16 protein-coding genes and 2 tRNA genes are annotated in these 17,241 nt (G+C 42.1%); 16 read left to right on the top strand and 2 right to left on the bottom strand.

Annotated elements, in window-relative coordinates; genetic code table 11:
* Nucleotides 1-65 precede the first annotated feature (65 nt).
* The 3 genes from ACGTNH_RS20855 to ACGTNH_RS20845 all read left to right on the top strand — a co-directional run bounded on the left by ACGTNH_RS20855 (nt 66) and on the right by ACGTNH_RS20845 (nt 1,334).
* The gene (locus ACGTNH_RS20855) at nt 66-443 is read left to right on the top strand and encodes an FtsB family cell division protein (RefSeq protein WP_394589008.1); all 378 of its coding nucleotides are present in this window, start codon (nt 66-68) and stop codon (nt 441-443) included.
* Between the two features lie 74 nt (nt 444-517).
* Nucleotides 518-907, top strand: coding sequence for a S1 domain-containing RNA-binding protein (locus ACGTNH_RS20850; RefSeq protein WP_101847121.1), 390 nt, complete (start codon nt 518-520; stop codon nt 905-907).
* Between the two features lie 100 nt (nt 908-1,007).
* Nucleotides 1,008-1,334 carry a YnfA family protein gene (locus ACGTNH_RS20845; RefSeq protein ID WP_394589007.1) on the top strand — a complete coding sequence of 109 codons (327 nt, stop codon included), beginning with the start codon at nt 1,008-1,010 and terminating at the stop codon, nt 1,332-1,334.
* A gap of 305 nt (nt 1,335-1,639) precedes the next feature.
* On the opposite strand, the gene ACGTNH_RS20840 is transcribed toward ACGTNH_RS20845, so the two are convergent.
* Together ACGTNH_RS20840 and ACGTNH_RS20835 are read right to left on the bottom strand one after the other, a co-directional pair.
* Nucleotides 1,640-1,711: transfer RNA gene (locus ACGTNH_RS20840), tRNA-Glu, on the bottom strand.
* A gap of 172 nt (nt 1,712-1,883) precedes the next feature.
* Nucleotides 1,884-1,957, bottom strand: a tRNA-Met gene (locus ACGTNH_RS20835).
* 270 nt (nt 1,958-2,227) lie between these two features.
* On the opposite strand from ACGTNH_RS20835, the gene spoIIE reads away from it, so the two are divergent.
* From spoIIE to lysS, 13 genes are all read left to right on the top strand, one after another.
* Complete coding sequence (spoIIE, locus tag ACGTNH_RS20830; RefSeq protein WP_394589045.1) at nt 2,228-4,669, top strand: stage II sporulation protein E; 2,442 nt, start codon at nt 2,228-2,230, stop codon at nt 4,667-4,669.
* Between the two features lie 33 nt (nt 4,670-4,702).
* On the top strand, nt 4,703-5,467 hold the full coding sequence (locus ACGTNH_RS20825) for a VWA domain-containing protein (RefSeq protein WP_394589006.1): 765 nt from the start codon (nt 4,703-4,705) through the stop codon (nt 5,465-5,467).
* A complete protein-coding gene (gene prkT, locus ACGTNH_RS20820; RefSeq protein ID WP_394589005.1) occupies nt 5,448-6,365 on the top strand; it encodes a serine/threonine protein kinase PrkT in 918 nt (305 codons plus the stop codon). Before ACGTNH_RS20825 ends, prkT begins: the two co-directional genes overlap by 20 nt.
* Before the next feature lie 71 nt (nt 6,366-6,436).
* Nucleotides 6,437-7,816, top strand: coding sequence for a tRNA lysidine(34) synthetase TilS (tilS, locus tag ACGTNH_RS20815; protein ID WP_394589004.1), 1,380 nt, complete (start codon nt 6,437-6,439; stop codon nt 7,814-7,816).
* A gap of 23 nt (nt 7,817-7,839) precedes the next feature.
* A complete protein-coding gene (gene hpt / locus ACGTNH_RS20810) occupies nt 7,840-8,379 on the top strand; it encodes a hypoxanthine phosphoribosyltransferase (RefSeq protein WP_394589003.1) in 540 nt (179 codons plus the stop codon).
* 118 nt (nt 8,380-8,497) lie between these two features.
* Nucleotides 8,498-10,558, top strand: coding sequence for an ATP-dependent zinc metalloprotease FtsH (gene ftsH / locus ACGTNH_RS20805; protein WP_394589002.1), 2,061 nt, complete (start codon nt 8,498-8,500; stop codon nt 10,556-10,558).
* Nucleotides 10,559-10,693: 135 nt separating this feature from the next.
* Nucleotides 10,694-11,488 carry a type III pantothenate kinase gene (locus ACGTNH_RS20800; RefSeq protein ID WP_394589001.1) on the top strand — a complete coding sequence of 265 codons (795 nt, stop codon included), beginning with the start codon at nt 10,694-10,696 and terminating at the stop codon, nt 11,486-11,488.
* 3 nt (nt 11,489-11,491) lie between these two features.
* Complete coding sequence (hslO, locus tag ACGTNH_RS20795; RefSeq protein ID WP_394589000.1) at nt 11,492-12,370, top strand: Hsp33 family molecular chaperone HslO; 879 nt, start codon at nt 11,492-11,494, stop codon at nt 12,368-12,370.
* Nucleotides 12,371-12,522: 152 nt separating this feature from the next.
* Nucleotides 12,523-13,449, top strand: a complete 927-nt coding sequence (gene cysK / locus ACGTNH_RS20790; protein WP_394588999.1) for a cysteine synthase A — start codon at nt 12,523-12,525, stop codon at nt 13,447-13,449.
* 104 nt (nt 13,450-13,553) lie between these two features.
* Nucleotides 13,554-14,378, top strand: coding sequence for a dihydropteroate synthase (gene folP / locus ACGTNH_RS20785; RefSeq protein ID WP_394588998.1), 825 nt, complete (start codon nt 13,554-13,556; stop codon nt 14,376-14,378).
* The gene (gene folB / locus ACGTNH_RS20780) at nt 14,379-14,747 is read left to right on the top strand and encodes a dihydroneopterin aldolase (RefSeq protein ID WP_394588997.1); all 369 of its coding nucleotides are present in this window, start codon (nt 14,379-14,381) and stop codon (nt 14,745-14,747) included.
* Nucleotides 14,740-15,234: a 2-amino-4-hydroxy-6-hydroxymethyldihydropteridine diphosphokinase gene (folK, locus tag ACGTNH_RS20775; RefSeq protein WP_394588996.1), complete on the top strand. Its 495-nt coding sequence runs from the start codon at nt 14,740-14,742 to the stop codon at nt 15,232-15,234. Before folB ends, folK begins: the two co-directional genes overlap by 8 nt.
* Before the next feature lie 191 nt (nt 15,235-15,425).
* Nucleotides 15,426-16,907 (top strand): lysine--tRNA ligase, encoded by a 1,482-nt coding sequence (lysS, locus tag ACGTNH_RS20770; protein WP_394588995.1) that lies wholly within the window; start codon nt 15,426-15,428, stop codon nt 16,905-16,907.
* Nucleotides 16,908-17,241: the final 334 nt, after the last annotated feature.

The raw sequence follows: 17,241 nt of genomic DNA, 5'->3' as shown, positions 1-17,241 counted from the left end.
CCGGTGTTTGAGAGAGGACAGGCGATGAGGATCTGCACATACTATAAATAAGGGGGCCAACGGAAATGGCAAATAAGTCGTCAGTTACTCGCATGGATTCTACATACATGAAGAATTACGATGCTCACATGGAACGCCATGCTAGAAAAAAGAAGCGGTTAATGCGCCGGATTATGCTGTTCAGCCTTTTAGTTATTATTGTAGCAGGCTCTATGGCTTTTTATCACTTCCAGCAGCGAGCACTTCATGCAGAGAAAGTAGAAGAGTACAAGCAGCTGCAAGCCGATATGGATGAATTGCAGCAGGAAGAGAAGAACTTGAATGAAGAGATTGAGTTATTAAATAACGAAGAATACGTCCTGCAAATTGCCAGGTCGAATTATTTCTTCTCAAAAGACGGGGAAATTATCTTTAAAATGCCAAATGATGCCCCTTCGTATTGACACTCTTTTCCCAGCTTATATATAATAGTAAAGAAGGATATTTTTATCGAAATCTAAGGAGGAGCATTTTTTTTATGTCAATTGAAGTAGGCAGCAAGCTACAGGGTAAGGTAACGGGTATCACTAATTTCGGAGCATTTGTCGAGCTTCCAGATGGGAAGACAGGTCTGGTCCATATTAGTGAAGTTGCCGATAACTACGTGAAAGACATTAATGAGCACCTCAGCCAAGGTGACGAAGTTGAGGTAAAGGTTATTAATGTTGGAGATGATGGAAAGATCGGTCTATCCATCAAAAAAGCAAAAGAGAATTATGGTCGTCGTGCCCCTAAGAAGCCACGTAAACCTGCAGAATCATTCGAGCAGAAAATGAGTAACTTCTTAAAGGACAGCGAAGACCGTTTAGCATCACTGAAAAAGCAAACTGAGACCAAACGTGGAGGTCGAGGTGCTAAAAGAGGATAGCTTGCTGTCTAGGACAATGAGTAAAAGATGCGCGTTTATATAAAAACAGACCTGCTTATTAGCAGGTCTGTTTTTTTTTAGATTACCAAAGGGGTGAGTGATGGTGTCAGCGTTACTATTATTTCTGCTTGCAGGATTAGCAGAAATCGGCGGTGGTTACCTGATTTGGATATGGCTGAGAGAAGGGAAACCTTTTTATTTTGGGATTATGGGAGCTTTATTATTAGCGTCTTATGGAGTGGTGGCTGCTTTTCAAACATTTCCTGCTTTCGGCCGTGTATATGCAGCTTATGGGGGAGTGTTCATTGTTTTATCCGTTCTATGGGGCTGGAGTGTAGATCGTAAGGTGCCTGACATGTATGACTGGATAGGTGCTTGTATTTGTTTAGTGGGAGTCGCCGTTATGTTATGGGGGCCGAGAGGTTGATTATGTTCCATGAAGAGGCTTTTCTTTATTATATAAAAAAAGAATGATTGAAAGTAAAATAAGCTGGCAAATAAGTAAAGCAGTGGTAACAAAAACGAATATTCGTATAAACGCAGATCTTTTACGTAGTCAAAATGCAAAAACTTCGATGGAAACAGCGTAAATCGAAGATCCTGCAGGAAAGCGAGAGATTTTGCCGGGACGGCGTACATTAAATGAAACAAAAATAATCCGAACTGATTCCATTTGAATCGTTCGGATTATTTTATGCTTTATTCAGTTTTATCCCGGCCTGTTTTACTTTATGACCCGTACGGGATTCGAACCCGTGATACCGCCGTGAAAGGGCGGTGTCTTAACCACTTGACCAACGGGCCTCGTTCATATGTATGGTGCGACTTAGCGAACTAAGAAAGCACTTGTGTTATCCGGCTTCATGGCTTAGATGCTCGCGACATAAGTCAATCATCTGAATGGTCAAAGATCAGACCATTCCAGCTGCTTGTCTTATGCGAGTCGCATCTTTCAAAGCCAATCAGCACTTGGTAGTAGCGGCGGAGGGGATCGAACCCCCGACCTCACGGGTATGAACCGTACGCTCTAGCCAGCTGAGCTACACCGCCATGTTGTGATTTAAGGCACAAGAAATATAGTACACTATGAAAAAAAACATGTCAACTTAAAATAAAATTATGAGAGTAGTCTGTTAATTTCGATAGAGAATATTGGATGATTTTGGATAAGTAACGACTCACGTGAGTGTTATTTTGTAGAATGGAGCTCCGTTTGTATGAAAACCATCGAAGTTTTTGTTGCGGCACCTCTGTTGTTTTGACAAAATGATCCGCTTTGATGTGATTTAATGGTTCTAACAAAAAGGAGTGGTGAATATTATGTTGGGGACGGTTATGAAACGAGCAGGGCGAGAAGCAATGTGGAGAGAGTCATCGTTAAATCGAGGAATGGAAAAGATGGCATTATCGGTGGTTACTTTTTTAGCGGCTAAAGGTGTCTTCCATATGGCTCTCAGTTTATTACTTGGACGAGCTGTCATCTTGTCGTCTATGGCACCGTTCGGCGTTGCTTTCTTAGCAGTGATCTGGTGGTTTAAGCGTCCGCTCATCATACCGGCAACAGTGATGATGGCTATCGGAGCTGCTACATATAGTTATGGACATGCTGGGTTTATTGCCGGAGCGGCGGTTTCTATTCTTCTATTAAGTGCTTTATTAAATAAGCTTCACCAACCGCAGAAGTGGCTGCCGGTTATAGCGGCATTAGCGAGTATGATTCCGCGAACCGTAAGCCTTGCGGTGTTGGACCGCTGGCAATTATACGAAATCTTTCTCCTCCTTTCTGAAGGAGTGCTGGCTTTTATACTCGTACTTATCTTTATGCAAAGCTTACCGCTTTTATCACCGCAACGATATCATCCTACTTTGAAAAATGAAGAGATTGTTTGTTTTATCATTTTACTAGCTTCTGTGTTAACAGGGATGATCGGATTTGAATTTCAAGATGTAGCGATGGTCGATGTGTTTTCTCGTTATTTAGTTATATTGTTAGCTTTTATAGCCGGAGCGGCTATTGGATCGACAGTGGGGGTGGTTACGGGGCTTGTCCTGAGTCTGTCCCAGGTGGATCACCTTTATCAAATGAGTTTGCTTGCCTTCTCGGGGTTGTTGGGCGGCTTATTAAAAGAGGGAAATAAACTGGGAGTTAGTGCAGGACTTTTTGTAAGTACCATATTAATGGGATTTTATACGGGAGATGGTTTGTCTGCTTCCTTATGGGCATCTTTCTTCGCGATCATTCTGTTTTTTCTGACGCCTGAACGCTGGGTGAAGAGGTTATCACGCTTCGTACCTGGTACAGATGAACACCGTCAAGAGCAACAGAAGTATTTACAAAAGGTTAGAGATGTGACAGCTGTTCGAGTGGGAAAGTTTTCTGATGTGTTTGAAGCTTTGTCAAAGAGCTTTCATCATATTGATCATTCACAAAAGGAGGCAGATGATACCCAGGAGGTAGATTATTTCTTAAGTCATGTGACAGAGAAAACGTGCCAGGCGTGTTTTAAGAAGGAAAAATGTTGGATTAATCAATTTGATGAGACTCATAATCTTATGACGGATTTAATGGTGGAGATCGATGAGAAGGAAGACGTAAGCCGCATGATGCGGAAAAATGTGGATCAATATTGTGTGAAGTCTCAAAAGCTGATCGATACGATGAAGCATGAACTCTCTTTTTATCATGCGAATAAACAGCTTAAACAGCAGGTTCAAGAAAGTCGAAAGTTCGTAGCAGAGCAGCTTCATGGCGTTTCAGAAGTAATGAATAATTTTGCAAAGGAGATTGTGAAGGAACGAGAGCATCATGAACAAAAAGAGCACATCATTCATGAAGCATTAGAGAGGTTAGGTTTAAATGTGGCTAAGCTTGAAATCTATACGCTCGATGCTGGAAATATCGATTTAGAAGTGATCATTGAGATCGACCAATATAGAGGGGAAGGAGCAAAGTTAATAGCACCGCTGCTTTCTGATATTTTACAGGAAACGATCGTTGTTACGATGGAGGATATCTCACCTTATCCCCATGGGCGTTGTTTAATGACGTTTGGTTCAGCCAAACACTACACGATTGAATCTGGAGTGGCTCATGCTGCTAAAGGGGGAGGGTTTATATCGGGAGACAGCTATTCCATGATGGAATTAGGAAGGGGGAAATATGCCTTAGCCATCAGTGATGGAATGGGTAATGGGGAAAGAGCTCATGAGGAGAGCGTAGAGACGTTAAGGCTGCTTAAACAAATCTTACAATCTGGTATTCAAGAGTCTGTGGCCATTCAGTCTATCAATTCCATTCTCTCTTTAAGAAGCAACGATGAGATATTTTCAACATTAGACTTAGCTGTGATTGACCTTCATTTTGCGACTTCGAAGTTTATTAAAATTGGAAGTACACCAAGCTTTATAAAAAGGGGAGATCAAATTTTCTCAGTAGAGTCAGGTAATCTGCCGATGGGCATTATACCTGAAGTGGATGTCGATACGACGAGTGAGCAGCTGGAAGCCGGGGACCTTTTAATCATGGTGAGTGACGGCATCTTAGAGGGACCAAAACACGTCGAAAATGTGGAGGTGTGGTTAAAGAGAAAGATTAGAGAAATTAATGAACAGGACCCGCAAGAAGTGGCCGATATTTTATTAGAAGAGGTGATACGGGCTCAATCTGGAGGAATTGATGACGATATGACAGTGCTTGTGGCCCGCATTGACCATTACATGCCAGAATGGTCGGCTATTAAGTTTCATAAAAAACAAGCTTAGCTTCACGTATATTCCTCCTCATTTTCGGCGAAAATGGTCGTAACAAATGAGGAGGGAAGCTCGATGAAAGCAGGTCGATTGAAACAAATTCTATTGTTAACTGATGGGTGTTCGAACTACGGTGAGGATCCTGTTGCTGTCGCTGCATTAGCGAGGAATCAGGGGGTAACGGTCAATGTCATCGGTGTGCTCGATGACCAGCAGACAGGTGAAGTCCAAGGGCTCAAAGAGGTAGAGTCAATTGCAGAAGCCGGGGGCGGGGTTAGTCAGATCGTCTATCAAAAGAACTTGTCCGAAACTGTGCAGATGGTAACAAAACAAGCGATGACTCAGACAATACAAGGGGTGGTGAATAAAGAGCTTCAGCATATTCTTGGTGAAAGCAAAACCATTGAAGAGCTTCCTCCTGAACAAAGAGGCGAAGTTGTAGAGATCGTGGACGACCTGGGAGAGACCTGTAAGTTGGAAGTCCTTGTTTTGGTTGATTCAAGTGCAAGTATGCACCATAAGCTTCCTACAGTGAAAGAAGCTCTTGCTGATTTGTCGCTAAGTCTTAATGCGAGAAGCGGTTCCAATCAGTTTAGTGTTTATTCTTTTCCGGATGTCAAGCACACGATTAAGCAGCGAGTGAACTGGACATCTGAGCTTAGCGCTATGCATAACTTATTTTCTAAGCTTTCAAGCGGAGGGTATACTCCAACAGGACCGGCTTTAAAAGAAGCTCTTTACGCATTTACACATAAATCAATATCAAGAGATGAAAGCAGGGTGGATCCATATGAAGAAACCGGTTTTTAATGTAACCAATGGTACTCTTGTGCGTGGAAAATGGAACCATCATGCATACCATATTGTAAACAAGCTAGGCGAAGGGGCTTGTGGTGTTGTTTATTTGTGTGAGAAAAACGGAGTTCAATATGCGCTGAAAGTAGGGACCGAGAGCTCAAGGCTCATGCTTGAAGTGAATATGCTTAAGAAGTTCAGTAAGGTCCAAGGAGTAAAGCTTGGGCCTTCTTTTGTGGATGTTGATGATTGGGTGGCCTCCAATGGGCAGACCTACCCTTTTTACGTCATGGAATACATTAAAGGCGATTCATTTTCGACTTTTCTTCGGGGAAAGAAAAAAGAATGGGTTGGGATTTGTGCGATGCAGCTGCTCAGTGACTTAGAGCATCTGCATCAAGCGGGGTATGTATTTGGAGACCTTAAAACGGATAATTTATTAATTGCTGATTCTAAGGTGCAATGGATTGATGTCGGTGGAGTGACAGGCATCGGGCGGGCGATAAAGGAATATACAGAGTTCTATGATCGTGGATATTGGGGGTATGGTTCACGACGAGCAGAGCCAGGGTATGACTTATTTGCGGTGACAATGATTATGCTGGAGACTGTATATCCCGCGCGTTTTACAGCGCATAGAGATGCGAAGAAAACATTGCAGGACAAACTAAAACAAGCCTCACTGCCAGGAGAGTATAAGCGGGTGATAACGGATTGCTGGCAAGGAAAATATCACTCAGCCAGAGATATGAAAGAAGCACTGGGTCAAATTCTTATGAAAAGAGTACAGCCTCCTAAGCGCTTAACTCGTAAAAGCCTTCATCACGAAGCGTCAGAGTGGGGAGAAATGCTTGGTGTGAGCTTTATTGCATTAGTGTTCTATGGCATTTCTGCATGGAACTTATGGATGTAATGGAAAGCTTTGCAGGATAAGGCTCTCGAGTGGTACGATGGGAAGAGATGCGATGGGAGGTAGCGTGGCAGGTGAAAGACGTGGAGAATTTTATAAAAAATCATGAATTGGTTCAACCTAACGATACAGTCCTTTTAGCTGTATCCGGAGGACCAGACTCTCTCGCCCTTCTTCATTACTTTTTTCAATTAAAAGATAAATATGATTTAACACTTGTCGTCGCTTCCGTTGATCACAGTCTGCGGGGAGAGGGATCAAAGCAGGATCTTGACTATGTCAGGTCCCTCGCTAAGGAGCGGGGGCTGCCATTTTACGGAACGACAGTTGATGTCCCTTCGTTTAAGGAAGAGACCGGCATGGGTACACAGGAAGCTGCGAGGACCTTGCGTTATCGTTTTTTTGCTGAAGTAATGAAAGAGGTCGAAGCTGATAAGCTGGCATTTGGCCATCACGGGGATGATCAGACGGAGACGATGCTCATGCAATTCACGAGAAGTGCGCTCCCAGAAGCCGTGCATGGAATGCCGGTAAAACGTTCGTTTGCTTCCGGATGTATTATTCGTCCTTTTCTTTGTTTAGAGAAAGAAGACTTAGTACGATACTGCACGGCTCATCAACTGCAGCCGCGGCATGACCCATCTAATGAAGAAACAGATTATACGCGGAATGCTTTTCGTAAAAAGATCCTCCCCTTTTTAAAAGCCTCAAACCCTAAGATTCATCAGCACATGCAGCGAATGAGCGAACGATTCTCAGAAGATCGGAACTTCATTGAGCAGAAGGCTGAAGAAGTCCTTCAAGACATAAAAATGGAGGGTGGAAAAGGCGGCTTCACACAATTTTCAAAAACTGTTTTTCAAAAGCAGCCGCTTGCTTTACAAAGAAGTGCCTTTCATCTAATATTAAACTATCTGTATGGTAATCAAATTGAAGAAATCTCCTATTTACATGAGGAGATGTTTTTTCACCTTTTAGATGAACAAAAACCTAATGCAAGCCTGGATTTTCCAAGAGGGTTAAAAGTGGTGCGTGCTTACGATGACATAATGTTTACTTTTAACTTTAAAAAGGAAGCATCCGTTTTGTTTAAATCATTATACATAGGAGAGCAAGTTTCACTTCCGGATGGATCAACTCTCTCGCTGACGGTGGGGGAAGACTCTTGGGAGCAGGGAACACATGAATATGTTTGTGATTCACATCACGTATCTCTGCCGTTAATTGTGCGAAATCGAAAACCAGGAGACCGAATGATACTTAGAGGAATGAATGGGTCTAAGAAGGTAAAGGATATTTTTATCGACCAAAAGATCCCTGCACAACTTCGTGATACTTGGCCGCTTGTTACGGATCAGGATGGTCAAGTCCTATGGCTGGTTGGTTTGAAAAAAGGTGAGGGGTGTACTAGGAACCCTTCCGGTACATGGCTTCGATTACAATATAAAAAATAATTGAGAACGTAGGAGGAGCTTTCATGCACAACGAAATTGAGAAAATCTTGATTTCTGAAGAAGAGATTCAAAGCAAATGTAAAGAACTTGGAGCACAGCTGACTGAAGAATATGAAGGACGTTTCCCTTTAGCAATCGGCGTACTTAAAGGAGCTATGCCGTTTATGGGTGACCTTTTAAAAAGAGTGGAAACACACTTGGAGATGGACTTCATGGATGTATCCAGCTATGACGGAGGAATGCGCTCTACAGGAGAAGTAAAGATTGTTAAAGACTTAGATACTTCTGTAGAAGGCAGAGACTTAATTATTGTGGAAGATATCATTGATAGTGGATTGACATTAAGTTATTTAGTGGACTTATTTAAATATCGTAAAGCAGAATCCATTAAAATTGTAACGTTGCTTGATAAACCTGAAGGCAGAACTTCTCATATTAAAGCCGATACGGTTGGTTTTGAAGTGCCTGATGAATTCGTCGTTGGATATGGTTTAGATTACAACGAAAAGTACCGTAACCTTCCATATATCGGGATCCTTAAACCAGAAGTGTATGGTGGCTGATGGAATCCAATTTGCGACTTCAAACAAAGGTGCTGGATGTAAGGGCAATTAGTTGTGTGTTTCGTTTTTTGTGTGATAACATTTACTATAGTTTTTCTCGCTTGGGAGGAGGTAGGAAATGAACCGGATATTTCGTAATACAATCTTTTACTTACTAATCTTCCTCGTAGTTATCGGCATAGTCGGTCTATTTAGAGGTCAAGGTGAGCCAGAACAAACATTAAATGTGAACGAATTTTACGATAGATTGAATAATGGTGAAATCGAAGAAATGACGATGCAGCCCACTAATGGTGTCATTCGTATCACAGGTTCAGTAGCTGGCAGTGAAGAAGGAGAAACGTTTACTGCAAACATTCCAGCTAACGAAGAAATCGTTTCTAATGTAACTGAAGAAGCTCAACAGCAAAGCATTTTAACCGTTGAAGAAGAAGAACAGCCGAGTGTATGGGTGACGGTGTTAACATCTATCATTCCGTTTGTGATTATATTTATCTTGTTTATCTTCTTACTTAATCAAGCTCAGGGCGGCGGAAGTCGTGTTATGAACTTTGGTAAGAGTAAGGCGAAGATGTACAATGAAGAGAAGAAAAAGGTGCGTTTTAAAGACGTTGCCGGGGCGGATGAAGAGAAGCAGGAGCTTGTGGAAGTAGTAGACTTCTTAAAAGATCCTCGTAAGTTCTCGGCAGTAGGTGCCCGTATTCCAAAAGGTGTCCTGCTTGTAGGACCACCAGGTACAGGTAAAACATTACTAGCGAGAGCCGTAGCAGGAGAAGCGGGAGTTCCATTCTTCTCCATCAGTGGTTCCGACTTCGTAGAAATGTTTGTCGGTGTCGGTGCTTCCCGTGTCCGTGACTTGTTTGAAAATGCTAAGAAAAATGCTCCTTGTATCATTTTCATTGATGAAATTGATGCAGTAGGACGTCAACGTGGGGCCGGTTTAGGCGGCGGCCACGATGAACGTGAACAAACATTGAACCAGCTGCTAGTTGAAATGGATGGTTTTGGAGCTAATGAAGGAATCATTATGATTGCAGCTACAAACCGTCCGGATATTCTTGACCCAGCCTTGCTGCGTCCAGGCCGTTTTGACCGTCAAATTACGGTGGACCGCCCTGATGTAAAAGGTCGTCAAGCTGTTCTAGGGGTGCACGCTCGTGATAAGCCTCTATCTGATAACGTGGACCTTAAGACAATTGCTCTTCGTACCCCAGGGTTCTCTGGTGCCGACTTAGAGAACTTGCTTAACGAAGCAGCACTTGTGGCCGCTCGTTCAGACAGTAAAGAGATCGATATGATCCATGTCGACGAAGCGATTGACCGGGTTATAGCAGGTCCTGCTAAGAAGAGTCGTGTTATTTCTAAAAAAGAACGCAACATTGTGGCGCATCACGAAAGTGGACATACAGTTATCGGTATGGTCTTAGATGATGCAGATATGGTTCACAAGGTTACAATTGTACCACGCGGCCAAGCAGGCGGTTACGCAGTCATGCTTCCAAAAGAAGACCGTTACTTCATGACAAAGCCGGAATTGCTTGATAAGATCACAGGCTTACTTGGTGGTCGTGTTGCTGAAGAAATTATGTTTGGTGAAGTGTCTACCGGAGCTCATAACGACTTCCAGCGTGCGACTTCCATTGCACGTAAGATGGTCACTGAATATGGAATGAGTGAAAAGCTTGGACCGCTTCAGTTCGGACAAAACTCCGGAGGTCAAGTATTCCTTGGCAGAGACATTCAAAATGAACAAAATTATAGTGATCAAATCGCATATGATATTGATACAGAAGTTCAAAGGTTTATTACCGATTCTTATGATCGTGCGAAAACGATTCTTACAGAGAATAAAGATAAACTAGAACTGATTGCGAATACGTTGTTGGATGTTGAAACATTAGATGCTACTCAAATCGAATCCTTATTTAAAAAAGGACGCCTTCCAACTGATGAAGAGCTAGAAGAAATTGCGATTGAAAATAATAAGCAGCTTCGAGCGAATCAAGAAGAGCAAAAAGAGATTGATGAGCGTCAGGAAAACAATGAGAATGTACGCGTGAATCTAAAATCAAAAGACGAAGAGCATGAAACACCGAATGATAACGCTTCTCCTTCTAACGAAGAACAAAAAGGTTCAGAAGATCAAGACGATAACCAAGATCGTCAAGACCGTTCATAACTCATATAAAAAAGTCACATTTCCGAAACAGGGGATGTGACTTTTTCCTGTCTTTGTTCAAAACTCTTCATCCCATTCCTATCTTTACTTGTGATATGATGGAAGCCGAAGGAAAAGAAACAGGGGGCTTTGCATATGATTTTTGTCCTGGATGTGGGGAATACGAATACTGTGCTCGGCGTATTCGAGAACAATAAGCTGAACTATCAATGGCGCATTAAAACGGATCGGTATAAAACAGAAGATGAGTACGGGATGCTGATTAAATCACTTTTTGAACATGAAGGTCTTACTTTTCAAGATATTAATGGAGTCATTATTTCATCTGTTGTGCCACCCATAATGTTTGCACTTGAACGGATGGCTCGTTATTATTTTAAAAAGACACCGATGATTATCGGAGATCAGGAAATAGATGCGGGTTTATCGATGAAGTACCCGAATCCTAAAGAAATAGGAGCTGACCGAATCGTAAATGCTGTGGGAGCGATTGAAGAGTATAATACTCCTCTCATTATTATCGATTTTGGTACAGCCACCACTTACTGTTATGTGAATGAAAAAGGGGAATATGTCGGGGGAGCGATTGCGCCGGGTATAAATATCTCCATGGAAGCTTTATATGCAAAAGCCGCAAAACTACCAAAGATTGAAATTAAGAGCCCGGAACGAGTCGTAGGGTCATCCACCGTTGAAGCAATGCAGTCTGGGGTTTTTTACGGCTATGTGGGTCAAGTCGATGAAGTGGTTCGCAGAATGAAGGAAGCCGCTGAGTCCATGCCTACTGTAGTAGCAACAGGAGGACTAGCTTCTTTGATAGGGGATGAGTCACGCACCATCGATGTGATCGATCCTTATTTAACATTAAAAGGGTTGAATAAAATTTATCAAAACAACAAAGATAATAAAGCATTCAAAGGAGAAGGATGATTTATGTCAGATTATTTAGTACGTGCTATTGGCTTTAATGGGCAAGTGCGCGCTTACGCTATACAATCAACTGAAACAGTAGAAGAAGCCCGCCGCAGGCAGGATTCCTGGGCTACAGCTTCTGCTGCCTTAGGTCGTACACTTACGATTAGTGCGATGATGGGAGCTATGCTGAAGGGCGAAGACAAATTGACGGCAAAACTAGAAGGCAACGGTCCGGTGGGAGCGATTATTGCGGATGCTAATTCAAAAGGAGACGTCCGCGGTTATTTAAAAAATCCTCACGTCGATTTTGATTTAAACAATCAAGGTAAACTTGATGTGGCCCACGCTGTAGGAACGGATGGTACCTTAAGTATTGTAAAAGACCTTGGGATGAAAGATCACTTTACAGGACAGGTTCCAATTGTATCTGGAGAAGTCAGCGAAGATTTCACGTATTACTTTGCCAATTCAGAACAAGTGCCTTCAGCTGTAGGAGCAGGTGTACTCGTTAACACCGACCATTCCATCTTAGCGGCAGGTGGTTTTATCATTCAAATGATGCCGGGAGCCGACGATGAAACAACTGCAGCAATAGAAAAACGTCTGACGGAAATTGCTCCGATTTCTACTATGGTTCGTGAAGGTAAAACACCGGAAGAAATTTTAGAGGCTTTAGTTGGCGAGGAGAACCTTCAAATTCTTGATTCCATGCCGGTCCAATTTAAGTGCCGCTGCTCTAGAGAGCGAGTGGAAATTGCGATTTCAAGTCTAGGAGACGAAGAAATTCAGCGCATGATCGAAGAAGATCAAGGGGCGGAAGCAAAGTGTCACTTTTGCAATGAAGCCTACAACTTTAATGAAAAAGATTTAAAAGAGTTACAATCCAATCCATCCTAAGGAATTGAGCGAAACGAGATAAATATCCGTTTCGCTCTTTTTAATTATGGGAACACTTTTGATGAAAATGATAGAAGTGTTTGACAATGGCCCAGAGATTGCGTACATTAGTATTAAATCCTATTAAAATACTTGGTTTTAGGAGTGAAGTTATGAGAATTGCAAATAGTGTGAGTGAATTAGTGGGGCAGACCCCTTTAGTAAAATTGAACAAAAGCGCTGATGAAAACAGTGCAGACATTTATTTGAAGCTTGAGTACATGAACCCGGGCAGCTCGGTTAAAGACCGTATTGCTCTTTCAATGATTGAAGCTGCTGAAGAAGCTGGCGACCTAAAAGACGGCGATACGATCGTTGAACCGACGAGCGGGAATACGGGAATTGGGTTAGCGATGATCGCAGCGGCCAAAGGGTACCGGACCGTTCTGGTCATGCCGGACACAATGAGTCAAGAGCGACGTAACCTTTTACGTGCTTATGGTGCTGAATTAGTTTTAACGCCTGGAGCGGATGGAATGAAAGGAGCTATTAAAAAAGCTGCTGAACTTCAAGATCAGCATGGTTACTTCATGCCTCAACAATTCAATAATGAGGCGAACGTAGCGGTTCACGAAAAAACGACAGGACCTGAAATTGTTGAGCAGATGGGCGATCAGCTTGACGCCTTTATCTCAGGTATTGGTACAGGTGGAACAATCACTGGTGCAGGAAAAGTCTTAAAAGAAAAGTATCCTGAAGTTAAAATTCACGCTGTAGAACCTGAAGGATCTCCTGTTTTATCAGGCGGTCAGCCAGGGCCTCACAAAATTCAGGGGATCGGAGCTGGGTTTGTTCCAGGAATTTTAAATACTGAAATATATGATGAGGTACATCAAGTAACAACAGAAGAAGCTTATGATTCAGCCAGAGAAGCTGCTAAAAAAGACGGCATCTTAGGCGGCGTCTCTTCAGGAGCTGCCATCCACGTGGCGAAAAAGGTAGCCAACCAATTAGGAAAAGGTAAAAAAGTAGTAGCTATTATCCCGAGTAATGGTGAACGTTATCTTTCTACCCCTCTTTATCAATTTGAAGAAGAATAAAATTAGAAGCTGTGCACCTTAAAAGGGAGCACAGCTTTTTTGTTTTTCAAAGGGGAGATGGTGTAAAATAAAGAAATAATAAACGTGGGAAATGAGGATTTATCATGAGTTTTCAACTAGTAACAAAGAGCCGCTCTTATGAATTATCCGAGCAGACGCTCGTGATGGGGATTTTAAACATAACACCTGATTCTTTTTCTGATGGCGGCCATTTTAATCAAATAGAGAACGCTGTAGCACGTGCCGTGCAAATGGAACGGGAAGGGGCGCATATCATTGATGTTGGAGGGGAATCGACCCGCCCGGGGCATCGTCCTGTGTCTGAACAGGAAGAAATTGAGCGTGTAGTTCCTGTTATTGAAGCGGTAAAAGAACAAATTTCGATTCCAATTTCTATAGATACGTATAAAGCAGAAGTAGCAAGACAAGCCTTAAAAGCTGGTGCTGAAATTGTGAATGATGTCTGGGGTGCGAAAAAGGAACCAAGCATTGCAGAAACGGCAGCTGACTTTGATGCACCGATTATATTAATGCATAATCGGGAAGAGAAAAATTATAACTCTTTAATTGTAGACATGAAGCGGGACTTGCAGGAGAGCGTTAAAATTGCTAAAGAAGCAGGAGTAAAAGACCACCACATTATTCTTGATCCAGGTGTTGGTTTTGCAAAGACCATCGATGACAATTTAGAGGTCATGCGCAATCTTCATCAATTTCATGAACTTGGTTTCCCTTTGTTACTTGGAACCTCTCGCAAATCATTTATCGGCCATATTTTGGATCTCCCGGAAACGGAGCGAATGGAAGGAACAGGTGCGTCTGTTTGTTTAGGCATTTCTAAGGGCGTTCAAATCGTAAGAGTGCATGATGTTAAAGAGATGGCACGGATGACTAAAATGATGGATGCAATGATAGAGAGGAGAAGTTAAATGGATCAGATTCAATTAAATGGGATGGAATTTTGGGGGTATCATGGACTTTTTCCAGAAGAAAATAAACTTGGTCAGCGTTTTTATGTGGATTTAGAACTAGAGATGGATTTACAGCCGGCCGGCCATTCTGATGATATGACCCTCTCCATTGATTACGGTGAGGTCTATCAAATAACTAAGCGGGTCGTAGAAGGAGAAACGCGTAACTTAGTAGAGGCGGTTGCTGAACATTTAGCGGACGAGTTACTACAGTATTTCAGCCAGCTTGAGGCGTGCCGGGTAAAAGTAACTAAGCCAGATCCTCCAATACCGGGGCATTATCAATCGGTGGCAATTGATATCTACAGGAGTAAGCATAATGAATAAAGCGTACATTGCCTTAGGCTCTAACCTTGATGAACGAGAGCAATACTTACTGGAAGCCATTGAAAAAATAGATCGCCATGATGCTATTGAGGTCACCCGGCGTTCAAATATTTATGAAACAGCTCCTGTAGGCTACACGGATCAAAATGATTTTCTTAATATGGTAATCGAAGTCCGTACGACACTTGAGCCATTGAATTTACTCGATTTTTGTCAATCGATTGAAAAAGATTTAGGTCGAAATAGAGTGATTAAGTGGGGGCCGCGCACAATAGACCTTGACATTTTACTCTATAATCAAGAAAATATGAAAGATGAGCGTTTAACGATTCCCCATCCTCATATGCATGAACGTGCTTTTGTGATGGTGCCTCTGGCTGAGTTAAATCCAGACGTTTATATTCCCGCTAGTGGCCAACGGGCTGACGAAGTGGTTGCTCAGCTTCCTGTAAGTGAAGTAAAAGGTGTAAGCATCTGGAGCAGATAAATGTTAAGTATTCCCTTGCAGTAGATATCGAAAAGGCATGAAGGGTTCATAAGCGGTTCTTCGTTGACACCTTTCGAGGACTTTTCTATACTAAACCATAGTTAGAATACTGCCAGTGGCATGCTGGCAGTTTTTCATTTTGTGACAACGTTATAACTTATATAAACTTTTCTAAGAATGGAGTGATGATCATGTCAGAAGAGCTCAATGACCAAATGCAGGTGAGACGCGAGAAATTGAACTCCTATAAGGAACAAGGACTCGATCCATTTGGAAGCAAATTCGAACGTACAGCTCTTGCTAGTGAATTAACGTCGCAATATGACGAATTTACAAAAGAAGAGTTGGAAGAAAAGCAAATTCCGACAACAATTGCAGGGCGTATTATGACGAAACGCGGAAAAGGTAAAGCGGGGTTCGCACATATTCAAGATTTAAGCGGTCAGATTCAGCTTTATGTCCGTAAAGATGCGATCGGTGAAGATGCGTATGCCATTTTCAAATCAGCAGATATTGGGGATATCGTCGGTGTTTCAGGTGAAATGTTCAAAACGAACGTAGGAGAATTATCCGTTAAAGCTAGTGAATTTGAAATCCTAACGAAATCTCTTCGTCCCTTACCGGAGAAATTCCACGGTCTAAAAGATGTGGAACAGCGCTACCGTCAGCGTTACTTAGATTTAATTACGAATCCAGATAGTCGTGATACCTTCGTGTTACGCAGTAAAATCATTCAATCTATGCGCAGGTATCTAGATAACTTGGGATTCTTAGAAGTTGAAACACCGATGATGCATAGTATCCCTGGTGGAGCTTCTGCACGTCCATTTGTTACCCACCACAATGCTCTTGATATGGAACTTTATATGCGTATTGCGATTGAACTTCATCTGAAGAGATTAATTGTAGGCGGTATGGAAAAGGTTTATGAAATCGGCCGCGTTTTTCGTAATGAAGGAGTTTCTACTCGTCACAACCCTGAATTTACCATGATTGAGCTGTATGAGGCATATGCTGATTACCATGATATCATGAGTTTGACGGAGCATTTGATTGCTCACATTTCTAAAGAAGTACTAGGCACCACAAAGGTGGAGTACGATGATCAGGAAATTGATTTAGAACCCGAGTGGGCACGTCTGCACATGGTGGACGCTGTAAAAGAGTACACAGGAGTAGACTTCTGGAAAGAAATGAGCGATGAAGAAGCAAAAGCGCTTGCTAAAGAGCATGGAATTGAAATTCAAGAAACTATGACATTTGGTCATATTGTTAATGAGTTCTTTGAGCAGAAAGTAGAAGAGAAGTTAATTCAACCTACTTTCGTATATGGTCATCCAATCGAAATTTCTCCTTTAGCTAAAAAGAACCCTGAAGACGCACGCTTCACGGATCGGTTTGAGTTGTTTATTGTAGGACGCGAGCATGCAAATGCGTTTTCTGAGCTTAATGACCCGATTGATCAACGCGAGCGTTTTGAAGCACAGCTTAAAGAAAGAGAAGAAGGAAATGATGAAGCGCACTTAATGGACGATGATTTCCTAGAGTCATTGGAATACGGCATGCCTCCTACTGGTGGGTTAGGCATTGGGATTGATCGTTTAGTTATGCTGCTTACAAACTCTGCATCCATTAGAGATGTACTTCTTTTCCCTCAAATGAGAAATAGATAGAACTGTATCAATAAAGACTTCCAGCTCCTAATAAAAGCTGGAAGTTTTTTTGATTTTAAGAGCAATCGTCAGAATTTACTTTTATTTTAATTTGTACTTGATGTGCTCTTTTAACCGTGGTATATTAATAAACGTCGCATCAAGAGATTGTGGCATCGCAAGAAAACAAATTAAATATCATGAAAAAAAGTTATTGACTTCAACTTGAACACATGATATATTAATTAAGTCGCCATTTTGAAGCGGCGAACAAATTTGATCTTTGAAAACTGAACGAACCAACCAGTACGTCAAGATTTCTTTCTATAGTATAGAAGGAAGTAAAACAAGCACA

The sequence above is a fragment of the Halobacillus sp. B23F22_1 genome, from assembly GCF_043497005.1.
GTDB lineage: Bacteria > Bacillota > Bacilli > Bacillales > Halobacillaceae > Halobacillus_A.
Note: the sequence above shows the minus strand (reverse complement) of the source record. Positions and strands in the feature narration are given on the sequence as shown.

Excerpts from the sequence above, each read along its gene's own strand:
- ACGTNH_RS20855 (WP_394589008.1), top strand. The coding sequence starts at position 66 with ATGGCAAATAAGTCGTCAGTTACTCGCATGGATTCTACATACATGAAG.
- ACGTNH_RS20850 (WP_101847121.1), top strand. The coding sequence starts at position 518 with ATGTCAATTGAAGTAGGCAGCAAGCTACAGGGTAAGGTAACGGGTATC.
- ACGTNH_RS20845 (WP_394589007.1), top strand. The coding sequence starts at position 1,008 with ATGGTGTCAGCGTTACTATTATTTCTGCTTGCAGGATTAGCAGAAATC.
- spoIIE (WP_394589045.1), top strand. The coding sequence starts at position 2,228 with ATGTTGGGGACGGTTATGAAACGAGCAGGGCGAGAAGCAATGTGGAGA.
- ACGTNH_RS20825 (WP_394589006.1), top strand. The coding sequence starts at position 4,703 with ATGGTCGTAACAAATGAGGAGGGAAGCTCGATGAAAGCAGGTCGATTG.
- prkT (WP_394589005.1), top strand. The coding sequence starts at position 5,448 with ATGAAGAAACCGGTTTTTAATGTAACCAATGGTACTCTTGTGCGTGGA.
- hpt (WP_394589003.1), top strand. The coding sequence starts at position 7,840 with ATGCACAACGAAATTGAGAAAATCTTGATTTCTGAAGAAGAGATTCAA.
- ftsH (WP_394589002.1), top strand. The coding sequence starts at position 8,498 with ATGAACCGGATATTTCGTAATACAATCTTTTACTTACTAATCTTCCTC.
- ACGTNH_RS20800 (WP_394589001.1), top strand. The coding sequence starts at position 10,694 with ATGATTTTTGTCCTGGATGTGGGGAATACGAATACTGTGCTCGGCGTA.
- hslO (WP_394589000.1), top strand. The coding sequence starts at position 11,492 with ATGTCAGATTATTTAGTACGTGCTATTGGCTTTAATGGGCAAGTGCGC.
- cysK (WP_394588999.1), top strand. The coding sequence starts at position 12,523 with ATGAGAATTGCAAATAGTGTGAGTGAATTAGTGGGGCAGACCCCTTTA.
- folP (WP_394588998.1), top strand. The coding sequence starts at position 13,554 with ATGAGTTTTCAACTAGTAACAAAGAGCCGCTCTTATGAATTATCCGAG.
- folB (WP_394588997.1), top strand. The coding sequence starts at position 14,379 with ATGGATCAGATTCAATTAAATGGGATGGAATTTTGGGGGTATCATGGA.
- folK (WP_394588996.1), top strand. The coding sequence starts at position 14,740 with ATGAATAAAGCGTACATTGCCTTAGGCTCTAACCTTGATGAACGAGAG.
- lysS (WP_394588995.1), top strand. The coding sequence starts at position 15,426 with ATGTCAGAAGAGCTCAATGACCAAATGCAGGTGAGACGCGAGAAATTG.